Source organism: Opitutus terrae PB90-1 (assembly GCF_000019965.1).
Taxonomy (GTDB): Bacteria; Verrucomicrobiota; Verrucomicrobiia; order Opitutales; family Opitutaceae; genus Opitutus; species Opitutus terrae.
In genome coordinates, this window is the sequence record NC_010571.1 from 4,794,772 (window position 1) to 4,808,398 (window position 13,627).

Sequence of the window (13,627 nt, forward strand, 5' to 3'; positions counted from 1 at the left end):
GCTTTTTCTTTCGGGGACCTACACCGCGCTCATGAATGCGTTCTCGGCCACCCGAGATACCGCGGCACCCGCGCCCGATGTTCCCGCCACGCATCGCCGAACCGCTGCTCGAGGAAACGTTCCTCAGCGAGCGCGATCCGGTGATGCAGCAGAACTGTCAGCGCGGCCGAAATCAGCACCACCGGATGCGGGCAGTAGAGGCAGCCGGCAGCAGCGGCGAGAAACAGCGCCACGTAAAGCGGGTGCCGGCTCAACCGATAGATTCCGCCTGTCTTCAGTTCGGTCGCTTCCTTCGGCAGCCCCACCCGCAACGACGCGCCCAACGCGCGGGCACCGAGAATCAACAGCATCACCGCCGCCATCGCGAGCCCGAGCGCCACCATTCTCCCGCCCGGCACCGGCGCACGCAGGCGAAATCCGGCGAGCTGCATCAGCGGCGGCACGATCGCGCCAAAAATTGCCGCCTTCGCGAGCAAAAACAGCACCGGGTGAATCGGCGGCGTGCCGAGCAGTCCCGGTGAACGTTTTTCTTCGCGGCCCATCGCATCGCTCCGTTCGTGCGCTGCGCCGCCTCTCACACCACCGGCCGTCGCCGGTAGAATAGCAGTCCGGGCATCGCAAGCCCGACCGCGAGCGCGCCGATCACGAAGAACGCGCGCAGCCCGGAGTTGATCGCTTGCGACAGCAGTGCATCCGTCGCGCCGTGCTGCTGGATCAGCTGGATCGTGATCAACGTCGTGAACAGCGGCACGCCCGGAATCATCGGGATCACCGCCGCGACCGTGAATACCTTCGGATGCGCCCGCAGCCGCGGCGCATCCCACACGCCAAGGAAGCTCACCGCCGACGCCGCGATCAGGGTCGCGAGTTCCACCGGCACGCCGGCGCGCTGCAGCAGAAACCGCAGCCCGTGCCCGATCGCGCCCAGCACCGCGCAATGCCACAGCACGCCGCGGGGAACGTTGAACAACATGCCGAACCCGATCGCCGGCACCGCGGCCAATGCCATGTCCTGCAGCAGCTCGAGGAGAATCATGACAGCCACCCCCACACGCCCCAGATGCTCATCGCCGCCACGATCCCGAGGCAGGTCGCACCTGACAGCAGCAACGCGAACATCCCCCGCGAGATTCCCGTGTTGATGTAGCCTTTCACCATGTCCGAGACCGCGTTGATCAGCGGATAACCGGGCACGAGCAGAAGCACGCTCGCCGCCATCGCCGCCTTCGGTGTTCGACTCAGCTCATACGCGAAGCCCACCACCGTGATCGACGTCGCCACGAACGCCGTGAGAAAAAACACCACCAGCGGACTGAAATGTCGTGCGGCGAGCTGTTGTCGGGCGGCCATCGCGACGGAGCTCGCCACGGCCACGAGCGCGCAACCCGCCCAATCCGACGCACTCAACCGCGCGAAGCACGCGCAGGACAACCCGACCGCGACCGCGACCAGCCACCGCGGATGATGGACCGGCTCGAGCGCAAGCAAGCGCTGACGGTAGTGCACGCGATCGATCTTCCCCTCCTCCGCCTCGAGCACCAGCCGCTGCACCTCCATCACGGTGTGCATGTTGATTCCGCGATCCTCGTTGCGGCGCACCGTCGTCTTGCTCCGGCCGCTGATCCGCACGGTCACCGTGACCGCATTCGCCATCAATGCGACCTCCACGCGTTCCGCTCCCAGCGCCAGCCCAACCCGGCGCGCGAGCGATTCAACCAGCGCGCTTTCCGCTCCATGCTGCAACAGCTTCAACGCCGTCTCCGCGCAGAGCGGAGCCAGGTCGATGGGCTCCGGAGGAGGGAGTGGTGACGTGCTCATCAGGATCGTGGTGGCCGCGCGTTTCACACCGCGCTCCAGGTAAACTCATTCCGAGCGCTGCGAATAATCCAGCCAACTCTTTTGGTCCGTAGGCGATTTTCCGCGGCTCATACCTCCGCAGCGCCCCGCCGGCCGCCCTTCCGGCGAATGTTCGTAATATGATCATTCGCCCAGCCACCCGCGACGACGCGCGGCGAGCGGCAGCTCAGCCGAAACCCGACGAAAAGTCGTGAACGATCGCGCGTTCGCGGGCCTACAGCCCCAGATACCGCCGCACCGGCGCAAGATCCAGGTGCTCGGCAATGTGATCGGCCATGGCGCGATATACGTCCTGACGTTTCTCGCCCCACAACCTCGCCGCCGGCCGGTGCGCGACGAGGCCGGCCGCCTGCGCCACCTTCGCGCGCAAGCGCGGCGATTCGAACCAGCCGTGCAGATACGTGCCCCAAACGCGACCGCGTCGCACGCCTTCTGCGCGCGGTTGTCCATTCTCCTCGACGATGTGCAGCGGCTCGATCTCCGCCGTCGACGCCGTCCGCCCCATGTGAATCTCGTAAGCGCACCAGCGCTCGCCATCGCACTGCGCCATCACGGGGCGAACGATTTTGGGGGCGCGAAACTCCGTGCGCACCGGCAGCAGTCCGAGTCCGGGCTCGTCGCCCACGTCACCCGCCACCCCGCTCGGATCGCTCAGTCGCTCGCCGAGCAATTGATATCCTCCACACACGCCGATCACGAGTGTCCCCCGCTCCGCCGCGGCGAGGATCGCCCGATCCAACCCGCGTGCGCGCAACCAGCGCAGATCCGCCAGCGTGTTTTTAGTGCCGGGCAAAATGATCGCTCGAGCCGAGCCGAGCACCGCGGGATCCGCCGTCCATCGCGTGCGCACGCCGGCATCGTCCCACCACGGCTGGCAATCGCTGAGATTCGCGGCGTGCGGCAGCCGCACCCACGCGATCGTGTCGCCTTCGCCGCGGTCCTCGTCTTCGGCGCGCAGCCCGTCCTCCTCCTCCGGCTGCAGGTCCGGCCGGAAAGGTACGGTGCCAAGCACCGGCAATCCCGACGCGTGCGGCGCGAGCCAGTCCGCCGGATTCGGGAACAGCCCAATGTCGCCGCGAAACCGGTTAACGATCGCGCCGAGTCCGCGCGCGCGATCCTCGGCCGGCAGCAGGTTCCACGTGCCGGCGAGCTGCGCGTAAATTCCGCCGCGATCGATGTCGCCCACAAGCAGCCACCGTCCATCCAGCTGCCGGATCGGCCGCAGGTTCACGAGATCGCGATCCATCAGGTTCAACTCGACCGGACTGCCCGCGCCTTCGAGCACCAACACGTCACAGCGCGATTTCCAACCCTCCAACACGTCGCGCACCAGCGCCCAGTTGCGCTCGAAATCGCGGTAGTAGTCGCGTCCGCTCTGATGCGGCTGCGCGCGGCCGAGCAACACGACCTGCGAGCCCATCGGTCCGCTCGGTTTCAGCAAGATTGGGTTCATCTCCACGCACGGCGTCAGCCCGCACGCCTCCGCCTGCACGACCTGCGCCCGCGCGATCTCGCCGCCGTCCGGCGTCACCGACGCGTTGTTCGACATGTTCTGCGCCTTGAACGGCGCCACGCGCACGCCCTCGCGCCGCAGCCACGCGCACAGCGCCGTGGCCATCCACGTTTTCCCTGCGCCCGACGATGTGCCGAGAACCGCCAGCGCTTTCATCGCGGCCCGTGGTAGGGCGGGTTGTCCTCAACCCGCCGCGTGTTTCGACAATTCCGGCGCGGGCGCGGCGCGTTAAGGATAACGCGCCCTGCCCTTGCCGATTCTGCTTCCACACAACTCATGGTAGCTCGATCGACAGTCCCGGGGCGGTTCGCGCCCGCACGCCGAACACTTCGCGCAGCAACTCCGGCGTGAGTACCTGCTCGGGCTTGCCCGCCGCGCGCAATCGCCCTTCGTGCAGCACCACGACCACGTCGAGGCAGTGCGCCACGCGCAGATCATGGAGCGAAAACAGCATCGTCCCACCGGCGTTCGCCAGCTCGCGGCCGAGCATCAACACCTCCAGCGCATGCCGCGGGTCCAGCGGCGCCAACGGCTCGTCCCAGAGTTGCAGCCGAGCCTGCGTTGCCAGGGCCCGTGCCAGCAGCACGCGTTGCCGTTCGCCGCCGGAGAGCCGGTTCACCGGGCGGTGCGCCAGCGTCGTCAGGTCGAGTCGCGCGAGCGCCGCGTCGACGCCGTGCTCGTCGTCACCGTGCGCAAACCGCCCCTGCGCCACGACGGAGCGCACGGAAAACCCGAACTCGAACCGCGCTTCCTGCGGCACCCACGCCGCGCGCCGTCCGCGCTCAAGCACCTCGATCTGCGGCAGCGTTTGGCCGTCCCATCGCACTTCGCCGCGTGCCGGCAGCAGCCCCGCCGCCACCTGCAGCAGCGTCGACTTGCCCGACCCGTTCGGGCCGACCAACCCCGCCAGGGTGCCGGGCGCCAGTTGCAGGCTCACCTCGGCGACGCGTCCGGTCACCGTCGCGCCCTCGATGCTGAGCGCGCTCATGCTTTTCGCCGTAGCAGCCATAGGAAAAAAGGTCCTCCCACCAGCGAGGTCACGATGCCCAAGCGCAGTCCGCCGGCGAGCCGGCCCAGCAAATCGCACGCGAGCACAAACGCCGCGCCGCCGATCAGCGCGAGCGGCACGAGTCGGCGATGCTCCGGTCCCACGATCAGCCGCAATACATGCGGCACGATCAAGCCCACGAATCCGACCGTGCCGGCCACCGCGGTCGCAAGCGCCGTGAGCACGGTCGAAAGCACCAACAACGTCCGGCGCAGCTGCGGCACGTCTACGCCCAGGCTCTGAGCCTCAACCGCGCCGAGGCTCAGCAGGTCCATCCGCCGGCCCAGCGGCCAGAGCAGGATCGCCCCGACCACAATCGGCAGCGCCATCGCCACGTGCTCCCACGTGCGATCCTCCAACCCGCCGAGCAGCCAGAACATGATCTGCGCGTTCCGTTCGTAGCTCAGCGTGAAACTCGACAGCACGTAGCTCGTCACCGCGCCGAGCAGCGCGTTCAACGCCACGCCCGCGAGCAGCAGCCGTTCGGTGCTCGCACCACTTCGCGCCAGCATCAACACCGCCGTTGTGGAACACACCGCGCCAATCACCGCGGCGACCGGCAGCACCAGCAACGAAGTGGACGCCCACCCAAGCCCGATGGCCACCACCGCGCCAGCCGAACCGCCCGCGCTCACCCCCAGCAGCCCCGGGCTCGCGAGGCTGTTGCGAAAATACGCCTGCATGACCACGCCGCTCGCCGACAACGCCGCGCCGATCAGCATCGCCACGAGCAGCCGCGGCAGCCGGATTTGCCACAACACCATCGCCGCGAGTTCGTCCTCGCGCATCAGCCCCGCGAAGATCCGCGGCAAACCGAGTCGAAGATCGCCGACACCGAGCGACAGCAACATCAACACCACCAACGCCACCAGCACGGCCGGCAGCGCACTGCGGGTGACCCATGCCGGCGTCATCGGAACACCTCCGGATGCAGCGCTCGCGCCAGCTGCTCGTAGCCGTCGATGCGGTAGTGCGACACGCAGCTGATCTGCCACGGCTTGAGCATCGCCACGCGGCCCTCGCGGACCGCGGGCATGAACTGATAGGGCGGCAACTCGCGAAAAACCGCGAGCGTCGCCGCCGCATCGTCACCAGCCAGCACCACCCGGTCGATCGGCCAGGTCAGCATCTGCTCGGCCGGCGGCACAGCGTGGCCCTTCAACCCGCCGAGCGTGGCCGCGAGATTCTCCGCGCCGGCATGATCGCAGAGATCCTGGAATGTCGAGTCAGTGCCCGGGATCACGCCATAGGTCGACGGAGCGATGACGCGCACGGGCTGCACGCCGTGCAGCCGCGTGCGAAGCGCGGCGACCCGCGCGCGACAGCCGGCGATCAATTGCTCGGCCTTCTGCACGGCGCCGATTTCCTGCCCGAGCAGCCGCAGGTTCGCGTAAGCGTCGTCGAGCGTTTTGTAGTGTTCGAACACCAGCACGCGGACGCCGGCGCGCCGCACCTGCTCGACCAACTCGCCGCGGCTATAGTCGGCGAACAATACCAGCGTGGGACCGAATTTCAGGATCGTCTCGGCGTCGCCGCGCGTGATCCGCGGATAAGCCTTCGCCTGCTCGGCGACGGCCGAATACGCGGGGTTGTAGGCGAGATGACTCAGCGCGGCGATTTGGCCCGGCTCCGCCAGCGCGAGCAACAGTTCGTCGCCGCCGACTGTCTGCGAAACCACGCGCACCGCCGCGGGCGCGGCGAAGCCAGTGCAGACGCCGAGCCAGCCCATCAGCAGCACGCCGCAGCGCACGAGCCGTCGCCATCGACCGCTCGTCACCAACCGGGTGTTGCCGTTTCTCCGCATCAGAATCTCCATTCCACCGAGCCGAACACGCCGCGCGGCAGCGACGCGTAGCCGCGCACTTCGTCGTAGGTTTCATCGAGAGCGTTCTCGATCCGCACCTTCAGCTCCAGGTCGTCGCGGACGGTGTAGCTCGCAAAAACCCGGGCCGTCGTAAAATCCTCAAACGGCCCCGTCGACTCGGTGCGGTCGGCCACCACCCGCACGCCGACGCCGACGAGCCAAGCCTTGGTGAGATGTGCGCGCACCTCCGCGTCGCCGCTGTGCCGCGGCCGCCGGATCAACCGCTGACCCGTGGCCGAGTCCTTCGCCTCCAGGTAAGTGTAGCTGAGCCGCGCTTGCGCCGCCGCGCCCAGCTTCGCCCGCGCAGCGAGCTCCACGCCCTCCGTCTCCGCGCGCGCCAGGTTCACGGTTTGGCCGGCATAAGTGGTCCAATCCACCGTCTGCCATTCGAAGAGATTCCGGAATCGATTGTGGAAATACGTGACTCCGACGGTCAGGTCGGCGCGGGCGAACGTCTGGTCGAGCCCGACGTCCCAGCCGCGCGATTTTTCCGGCCGCAGCTCCGGATTCGGCAGCTGGTTCCACGACGGCACGCCGTAACGGTCGTCGGAACCCGGGGCGCTGAACCCAGTGCCATAGGTCGCGCGCAGTTTCGTCGCCTTCGCGGCCAGCCAGGATACGCCCATACGCCACGTGGTCGCGGCTCCAGCCGAGTCGAAATCGTCGCGTCGCGCTCCCGCCGTGACCGTGAAATCTTCGCGTGGCCGCGCCGTCGCCGAAACATACCCCGCGCGCACCTCGTCGCGCGACGGCACGCCTTCCACATCGTAACGCGAGCGCTCCCAGTTCGCCCCTCCGACGAGCTCGAGCGCCGGCAACGCCTGCCACGTGTTCTGCCAGTCGAGAATTTTGCGTGTGTTGCGCAGCCTGGAATTCATTGCCCACGGACTGCCCGAGAGATCGGTCCAGTCGTAGCCACGGCGATGCAGCGCGAGCGTCAGCCGCGAGGCGAAGTCGTCGCCGACGCGCGCTTCACCGTAAACAGTTCCGAGGTGATTTCTCGCGTTCATCCGGCCCGGCGCCGGATAGTCGCGCGAGCCGGTTTGGAGAAACTCGCTTTGCTGGCCGCGCAACGTCGCGCCGACCAGCAGCAGCGGCGAGACGATCCACTCCTGCCGCGTGGAATAACTCCACTGCTCGTAGTCGTTCGACGGCTCGTCGTTCGCCGTCGCGTAACGCGAGAGCGCGCCACTGTAGCCCCAACTCCCCGTGCTGCCCTGCACGGTCGCCCCACCGCCCCACGTCTCGAAGCTGCCGGCCGTCGCGCTCAACGCTCCGTGTGCCGCCCCGGCCCCGCGCGTCGTGTTCATCAGGATCACGCCGCCCATCGCCGAGCTGCCGTAAAGCGTGCTCTGCGGGCCCCGCAACACCTCGACGCGATCGAGTCCCGCGAGATCGGCGCCACCGAGAAAATTGAAATACGCTGCGGAGCGATCGTTCATCCGCACGCCGTCGACGATGAAGAGCACCTGGTGGGAGGCCGCGCCGCGCAGCAGCACCGAGCTTTGCCCGCCGGTCGCGCCCGTGGTGTTGATGATCACGCCGGGCTCCTGCGCGAGCGCGAGCCGCAGATCCGGCACCTGCGCCGCCGCGAGGTCCGCCAGCGGCAGCACGCTCACGCTGCTCGGCGTGTATCTAGGATCCTGCGGCGTGCGGGACGCCGAGATGACGTAGTCGTCGAGCACAATCGCCGACGTGCCGGCGAGCGTGAATTGAGCCCGCGCCGACGCGAGGGCGCCGAGCGCAAGCAGGAAGGCGGGAATCAGCCGCGACGAGCGCGACCGACGAGGGAGGGGAGTCATGGTTGTCTGCTGCAGGTTAAGGCAAGAGCAGACACGTCTCCCGTCGCCGGGCGGTGCGCTACTCTCACGCTTCATTTTTGCGATGAAGATTTCGCGACCGACGTGCGCAAAAACCAACCACGTCGACGCGTGAGCATTCCAGGACGGATATTCGGACTCCGCATTTCCCGCCGGCTTTCGCCAGCTACCTCGCTTCTCACCTTCACCGCCGACGAAATCGGCGATTGGTGGTCGGTGCGTTGCCGCACAAGAGAAGTTCGGATTGATGCGTTACCGCAGCGCAACTGTGGCCGAATCGCACGGCCTTTCCCGCTGCCTGGAACGGACGAACAAAGAACGCGGTCACTGCACGCCCACCGACGGCGCGGCGCAAGTTCCTTTTCTGTGCACGCGTTGCCGATTCCCGCGCATCCGGTGTTCGAAAGTCGCGGGTCAGCGCTCGGTATGCGAGATCTTGCGATTCCTGTCTGCCCTTCCATCTTCGGCGTTCGTCGTTCGGCGTTCGTTGTTCGGTCCTCCCCTCGTTCCTCCAGGCAGGCCGCTCCGCTACCTATCTTCCCATCCGGATTCGAAGATATGATTTCTTGCATTCGCTCGGCCCACGCCTACGGTGCCAGCCATGAGCACACCTTCCCTCACCGCCCGCCAGCGCTCCGCCGCCGCGGAGTTGCGCGCGCTGCTCGCTCGCCGCATCGCCGTCCTGGAAGGTCCGAAGGGCACCATGGTGCAGGCGCGCGGACTCTCCGAAGCCGATTTCCGCGGCGCATGCTTCTGCGGTCACTCGCACGATCTGCGCGGTGACAACGACATTCTCAATCTCACCCAACCGGCGCTGATCGAGGACATCCACCGCGCTTACATCGATGCCGGCGCGGACATCGTCTCGACGAACACGTTCAACGGCACCCGGATCTCGCAGGCCGACTACGCCGCCGAATCCTCCGTCGCCGACCTTAACCGCGCCGCCGCGGAACTCTGCGTGCGGGCGGCGCTCGCCGGCGAAGCGCGGCACCAGCGGCGGATCTTCGTTGCCGGCGCGATCGGCCCCACCAACCGCACGCTGTCGCTGTCCCCGGACGTCAACCGGCCGGATTATCGCGCGGTGACCTTTGACGAGGTGGTAACCGCCTACTACGAGCAGGCGCGGTCGCTCGTCGCGGGCGGCGCCGAGTTGCTCCTCGTCGAAACGATCTTCGATACGCTCAACGCCAAAGCCGCGGTCTACGCCATCCACCAGCTCTTCGACGAGCTCGGCGAGGCGCTGCCGCTTTCCATCTCGGTCACCGTCACCGACGCCTCGGGCCGCACGCTCTCGGGCCAGACCGTCCGCGCGTTCTATCACTCGATCCGTCACGCACAGCCGTTCAGCGTTGGCCTCAACTGCGCGCTCGGCGGCGCACAGATGCGGCCTTACCTCGAGGAACTCGCCGGACTCGCCGAGTGTTATGTCAGCTGCTACCCGAATGCGGGCCTGCCGAACGCCTTCGGCGGCTACGACGAAAAACCGGAGGACATGGCGCGCGTGCTCGGAGAATTCGCCGCCAACGGCTGGCTGAACATCGCCGGCGGCTGCTGCGGCTCGACGCCGGCGCACATCGCCGCGATCGCGGGCGCGGTGGCGCCGCACGCGCCGCGTCCCCGCCCCACCGGTCGCGCCGAGCTGTTGCTCAGCGGTCTCGAACCCCTCGCTGTCGCCTGACCGATTCCTGGTATGTCCACCGATTCATCCCTCCGCGCCGGCTCGCAGTTCCTCGTCATCGGCGAGCGCACCAACATCACTGGCTCGCCGAAGTTTGCGAAGGCGCTCAAGGCCGGCGACTGGGACGCCTGCCTTGCCATCGCCCGTCAGCAGGTCGAGAGCGGCGCCAACCTCATCGACATCAACGTCGACGAGGCGCTGATCGATGGCGAAGCGACGATGGTGAAGTTGCTCAACCTCATCGCCGCCGAACCGGAGATCGCGCGGGTGCCGGTGATGCTCGACTCCTCCAAGTGGTCGGTGCTCGAGGCCGGACTGAAATGTCTGCAGGGCAAAGGCGTCGTAAACTCGATCTCGCTGAAGGACGGCGAGGACGAGTTCCTGCGCCGCGCGCGACTCATCCGCCGCTACGGTGCGGCCGCCGTCGTCATGGCGTTCGATGAGCGCGGGCAGGCCGCGACGTGCGACGAGAAGGTGCGGATCTGCACCCGCGCTTATCACCTGCTTGTCGAGCGCGCGAGCTTCCCGCCGGAAGACATCATCTTCGATCCCAACATCCTCACCGTCGCGACCGGCATTGAGGAGCACAACAACTACGCCGTCGATTTCTTCGACGCCACGCGGATCATCAAGCGCACACTGGCGCACGCGAAGGTCTCCGGGGGCGTGTCGAACGTCTCATTCTCGTTTCGCGGCAACAATCCGGTGCGCGAGGCGATCCACACGGTCTTTCTCTACCACGCGATCCAGGCCGGGCTCGACATGGCGATCGTCAACGCCGGCATGCTCGGCGTCTACGAGGAAATTCCCCCGGACCTGCGCGCACTCGCCGAAGACGTGTTGTTGAACCGGCGGCCTGACGCGACCGAGCGGCTCGTGAAGTTTGCCGACGAACTGAAAGCCGCTTCGACGAGTTCAAGCGAAAACCAAAAATCAAAAAGCGAAAATGCCGACGCCTGGCGCAGCGCCCCGGTCGAGGAGCGGCTCAAGCACGCGCTCGTGAAGGGCATCGACACGTTCATCGAAGCCGACACGGAGGAGGCCCGCGCCAACAGCGCACGTTACCCGCGGCCGCTCGCGATCATCGAGGGACCATTGATGGACGGCATGCGCGTGGTCGGCGACCTTTTCGGCGCCGGGAAAATGTTTTTGCCGCAGGTGGTGAAGTCCGCCCGCGTGATGAAGAAATCCGTCGCGTACCTCACTCCGTTCATGGAGGAGGAAAAACGCCGGCACATCGCGGCTGGTGGCACCGCCCGGCCCAACGGTCGCGTGCTGCTCGCCACCGTGAAGGGCGACGTCCACGACATCGGCAAGAACATCGTCGGCGTCGTGCTCGCGTGCAACAACTACGAGGTCACCGACCTCGGCGTAATGGTGCCGGCGGAAAAGATTCTCGCCACCGCGCGCGAGCGGCAGGCGGATCTCGTCGGGCTTTCCGGGCTGATCACGCCGTCGCTCGACGAGATGGTACACGTCGCGAAGGAACTGACGCGCGAAGGCTTTTCGCAACCGCTGCTGATCGGTGGCGCCACCACGAGCGCCGCACACACTGCCGTGAAAATTGCGCCCGAATACGCGCCGGGAGTGCTCCACGTGCTCGACGCGTCGCGCGTCGTCAACGTCGTGAGTGCGCTGCTCTCGACGGAAAAGAAGTCCGACTATCTCGCAGAGAACTCCGCGAAACAGCAACGGCAGCGCGAGGAATTCGCCGCGCGGCGCACCCGCCAGCCGCTGCTCTCGCTCGAGCAGGCTCGCGCCCGCAAGCCCGTCTTCGACTGGGCCACCGTCGATATCCCGCGACCCGAGTTCTTCGGTACCCGCGTATTCTCCACCGACGTCACCACGCCTGGAGCCGCGACGTCCCCGTCGCGGCATGCGTCCCGACGCGACGAGGGCGTCGCGTCCCCAGGGCACACTCCTAGCTCTCAGCTCTCAGCTCTAGGCTCTCAGCTCTCAGCTCTCAGCCTGGCCGACATCGTCCCCTTCATCGATTGGGGCCCGTTCTTCTCCGCGTGGGAGCTGCGCGGCCGGTTTCCCGAGATCCTGCAGGACCCGACGGTCGGCGCCGAAGCCACCAAGCTCTACGAGGACGCGCAGCGACTGCTCGCGCGAATTGTGGCGGAGAAGCGCTACACCGCGAAGGCGGTGCTCGGGTTCTGGCCCGCGAACGCGGTCGGCGATGACATCGAAATCTACGCCGACGAAACCCGCAGCCGCGTGCTTACCCGTTTCCATCAGCTGCGCCAGCAACTCAACAAGCCTGCCAACCAGTTCAACCATTGCCTCGCCGACTACATTGCGCCGCGCAACAGTGGGCGCATCGATTACCTGGGCGGCTTCGCCGTGACCGCCGGACATGGCGTCGAGCAGCTCGCCGCGGAGTTCAAAGCGGCGCACGACGATTATTCCGCGATCATCGCGCAGGCGCTCGGGGACCGATTGGCCGAGGCGCTGGCCGAGCTCATGCACAAACGCGCGCGGGACTTTTGCGGATTTGGTCGAACGGAAAACCTCTCGATGGCCGACATTATCCGCGAAAAATACCGCGGCATCCGGCCGGCTCCCGGCTATCCCGCGTGCCCGGACCACACCGAGAAGCCGATCCTGTTCACGCTGCTCGACGCCGCTGCGGCGACGGGCATTTCGCTCACCGAAAGCTGCGCCATGACGCCTGCGAGCAGCGTGAGCGGCTGGTATTTCAATCATCCCGAGGCGAAATACTTCGGCGTCGGCAAGCTCGGTCGCGATCAAGTGGAGGAGTATGCCCAACGCAAAGGCCAGACGCTCGCGGAGGCCGAGCGCTGGCTTGGGCCATATCTCGATTACGAGCCGTAAAGGTTCCAGCCGCGCGAACGGCGCTGGCGTGGCAGCGCGGACGCCCTCGTCCGCACGTTTGTAGCCGGGGTCGTTGCCCCCGGCCCTAGCCCCCGCCCGGCTCAACGAGCGGGGCTACACCACTCCGAAACGCCGTTCACCGCATACCGCTGCTCGAGAAACTCCGCTACGCCGTCCTCGTCGTTGGAGCCGGTCACCGCATGCGCGATCGCTTTCAATTCCGGCACCGCATTCGCCATCGCCACGGCGCAGCCGGCGCGCTGGAACAGCGGCACGTCGTTGTGATCGTCGCCAAAGCACACGACGTGCTCGAAACCGACGCCGAGCTCGCGCAGCACTGCGGCCACACCGCTCTCTTTCGTCGCGCCCGCCGGCATGATTTGGCACAGTCCGCCACCGTCGGTGCACAGCGCGTAACAGCTCGCCGGTAGCACGCCCAGGAACGCCGCGAAATCCAGTCCTGCCAAATCGACGAGCACCTTCGGCGAGCTCCGCTCACACGGCCCCCCCGGTAGCATGGGTGTGCAAAACTCCGTCGAAAAATGCCGGTCGAAACTCCCGCGCACGAAAAGCTGGTCTTCATGTTCGAAACCGCAGGCGGTGCAGGGCGCGTTCTTCTCCAGCCGGGTGAAGATCCGACGCACGTCGGCCGCGGGAATTGCGCATTCGCTCCGCACGCAGCCCTGCTGCAGCACCAGCGCGCCGTTGTAGCAGACGAGATAGTCCATCGCAAACTCCGCCGGCAGCACCGCCTTCACCGCGCGCGGCGGCCGCGCCGTCGCGAAGACGAGCGTCTGACCCATGTCCTTCAACCGGCGCAACACCGCGCTCGCGCGCTGCGAGATCGTCTTGTCGCTGCGGAGCAGCGTCCCGTCCAGATCCAGCACGACCACGTCCATGGACGTTTCAAGCCACTCTCGCCTGACCGGTCAAGTTTCCGAACCGCGCGCGTGATGCCGCATTCTCCCTATGCCCCGCTAGCGTTCGGTTTTGCTTCCGGCGCGCG

General features: G+C 66.9%; 11 protein-coding genes. 2 read left to right on the plus strand and 9 right to left on the minus strand.

Annotated features, from left to right (window positions below; translation table 11 throughout):
• Positions 1-29: 29 nt before the first annotated feature.
• The 8 genes from OTER_RS24435 to OTER_RS18665 form a co-directional block, all read right to left on the minus strand.
• The gene (locus OTER_RS24435; protein ID WP_012376495.1) at positions 30-542 is read right to left on the minus strand and encodes a methyltransferase family protein; all 513 of its coding nucleotides are present in this window, start codon (positions 540-542) and stop codon (positions 30-32) included.
• Between the two features lie 32 nt (positions 543-574).
• Complete coding sequence (locus tag OTER_RS18635; RefSeq protein ID WP_012376496.1) at positions 575-1,036, minus strand: threonine/serine exporter family protein; 462 nt, start codon at positions 1,034-1,036, stop codon at positions 575-577.
• Positions 1,033-1,818 carry a threonine/serine exporter family protein gene (locus tag OTER_RS18640; protein WP_012376497.1) on the minus strand — a complete coding sequence of 262 codons (786 nt, stop codon included), beginning with the start codon at positions 1,816-1,818 and terminating at the stop codon, positions 1,033-1,035. The genes OTER_RS18635 and OTER_RS18640 overlap by 4 nt, the downstream gene beginning before the upstream one ends.
• 253 nt (positions 1,819-2,071) lie before the next feature.
• The gene (locus tag OTER_RS18645; protein WP_012376498.1) at positions 2,072-3,526 is read right to left on the minus strand and encodes a cobyric acid synthase; all 1,455 of its coding nucleotides are present in this window, start codon (positions 3,524-3,526) and stop codon (positions 2,072-2,074) included.
• A 118-nt stretch (positions 3,527-3,644) separates the two neighbouring features.
• Positions 3,645-4,358: an ABC transporter ATP-binding protein gene (locus OTER_RS18650; RefSeq protein WP_012376499.1), complete on the minus strand. Its 714-nt coding sequence runs from the start codon at positions 4,356-4,358 to the stop codon at positions 3,645-3,647.
• Positions 4,355-5,332, minus strand: a complete 978-nt coding sequence (locus OTER_RS18655; protein WP_012376500.1) for a FecCD family ABC transporter permease — start codon at positions 5,330-5,332, stop codon at positions 4,355-4,357. Before OTER_RS18655 ends, OTER_RS18650 begins: the two co-directional genes overlap by 4 nt.
• On the minus strand, positions 5,329-6,234 hold the full coding sequence (locus OTER_RS18660; RefSeq protein ID WP_083767785.1) for an ABC transporter substrate-binding protein: 906 nt from the start codon (positions 6,232-6,234) through the stop codon (positions 5,329-5,331). Before OTER_RS18660 ends, OTER_RS18655 begins: the two co-directional genes overlap by 4 nt.
• Positions 6,222-8,084 (minus strand): TonB-dependent receptor plug domain-containing protein, encoded by a 1,863-nt coding sequence (locus OTER_RS18665; RefSeq protein ID WP_012376502.1) that lies wholly within the window; start codon positions 8,082-8,084, stop codon positions 6,222-6,224. Before OTER_RS18665 ends, OTER_RS18660 begins: the two co-directional genes overlap by 13 nt.
• 619 nt (positions 8,085-8,703) lie before the next feature.
• Here OTER_RS18665 and OTER_RS18670 point away from each other — a divergent pair.
• Both OTER_RS18670 and OTER_RS26715 read left to right on the plus strand, forming a co-directional pair.
• A complete protein-coding gene (locus OTER_RS18670; RefSeq protein WP_044891882.1) occupies positions 8,704-9,783 on the plus strand; it encodes a homocysteine S-methyltransferase family protein in 1,080 nt (359 codons plus the stop codon).
• A gap of 12 nt (positions 9,784-9,795) precedes the next feature.
• Complete coding sequence (locus OTER_RS26715; RefSeq protein ID WP_052300431.1) at positions 9,796-12,621, plus strand: vitamin B12 dependent-methionine synthase activation domain-containing protein; 2,826 nt, start codon at positions 9,796-9,798, stop codon at positions 12,619-12,621.
• Between the two features lie 101 nt (positions 12,622-12,722).
• On the opposite strand, the gene OTER_RS18680 is transcribed toward OTER_RS26715, so the two are convergent.
• Positions 12,723-13,520: an HAD family hydrolase gene (locus tag OTER_RS18680; protein WP_012376503.1), complete on the minus strand. Its 798-nt coding sequence runs from the start codon at positions 13,518-13,520 to the stop codon at positions 12,723-12,725.
• Positions 13,521-13,627 lie beyond the last annotated feature (107 nt).

Excerpts from the sequence above, each read along its gene's own strand:
- OTER_RS18660 (WP_083767785.1), bottom strand. The coding sequence starts at position 6,234 with ATGGAGATTCTGATGCGGAGAAACGGCAACACCCGGTTGGTGACGAGC.
- OTER_RS18635 (WP_012376496.1), bottom strand. The coding sequence starts at position 1,036 with ATGATTCTCCTCGAGCTGCTGCAGGACATGGCATTGGCCGCGGTGCCG.
- OTER_RS18665 (WP_012376502.1), bottom strand. The coding sequence starts at position 8,084 with ATGACTCCCCTCCCTCGTCGGTCGCGCTCGTCGCGGCTGATTCCCGCC.
- OTER_RS18670 (WP_044891882.1), top strand. The coding sequence starts at position 8,704 with ATGAGCACACCTTCCCTCACCGCCCGCCAGCGCTCCGCCGCCGCGGAG.
- OTER_RS18645 (WP_012376498.1), bottom strand. The coding sequence starts at position 3,526 with ATGAAAGCGCTGGCGGTTCTCGGCACATCGTCGGGCGCAGGGAAAACG.
- OTER_RS18650 (WP_012376499.1), bottom strand. The coding sequence starts at position 4,358 with ATGAGCGCGCTCAGCATCGAGGGCGCGACGGTGACCGGACGCGTCGCC.
- OTER_RS18655 (WP_012376500.1), bottom strand. The coding sequence starts at position 5,332 with ATGACGCCGGCATGGGTCACCCGCAGTGCGCTGCCGGCCGTGCTGGTG.
- OTER_RS24435 (WP_012376495.1), bottom strand. The coding sequence starts at position 542 with ATGGGCCGCGAAGAAAAACGTTCACCGGGACTGCTCGGCACGCCGCCG.
- OTER_RS18640 (WP_012376497.1), bottom strand. The coding sequence starts at position 1,818 with ATGAGCACGTCACCACTCCCTCCTCCGGAGCCCATCGACCTGGCTCCG.
- OTER_RS26715 (WP_052300431.1), top strand. The coding sequence starts at position 9,796 with ATGTCCACCGATTCATCCCTCCGCGCCGGCTCGCAGTTCCTCGTCATC.
- OTER_RS18680 (WP_012376503.1), bottom strand. The coding sequence starts at position 13,520 with ATGGACGTGGTCGTGCTGGATCTGGACGGGACGCTGCTCCGCAGCGAC.